Raw genomic sequence first — 441 nt, forward strand, 5'->3', positions numbered from 1 at the left:
CTCTCCAATTTCTATAAAAGAACCTGCTTGTAATTGAACTGGCAGTCCCTCCCAATAGCTCTTCAACCATTCTTCGGATATTATTTTCTGTAATGACCTTGAGGTTAAATCAAATGCAGATTTATAATCTTCACTATTCATATGGCGAATAAATGAAAGAGTAGTAGATATAACAGGATTTTCATCATCACTATTGTCTATTTTTTTTATATTTGTGTTTACTTCCTTTAATTTTGAAATAAATTGGTGGTTAAATGGATTATTATATGTATTAGGATATAAATTTGTTTTCAAAATTTCCGTATTCCGTGCCTTATACAAATTTGAAGAACTCTTAAAATTTTCAGGTGAAATTACTTCCTCCGCATATGAGACTGAGGGAATTGCTATTGTAAAAATTGCACTGATAAGTAATAACTTATTACTTATTCTTCTTTTCTT

Annotated in this window: 1 protein-coding gene; it reads right to left on the minus strand. The window is 29.3% G+C overall.

Features of this window, described 5'->3' with window-relative positions; all coding sequences use genetic code 11:
* The coding region (locus tag SOP95_RS31665) for a hypothetical protein (protein WP_323609538.1) at positions 1-441 on the minus strand (441 nt) is incomplete at both ends.

The organism is Pseudomonas sp. YuFO8 (genome assembly GCF_035065025.1).
In the GTDB taxonomy this organism is placed as follows: Bacteria; Pseudomonadota; Gammaproteobacteria; order Pseudomonadales; family Pseudomonadaceae; genus Aquipseudomonas; species Aquipseudomonas putida_AE.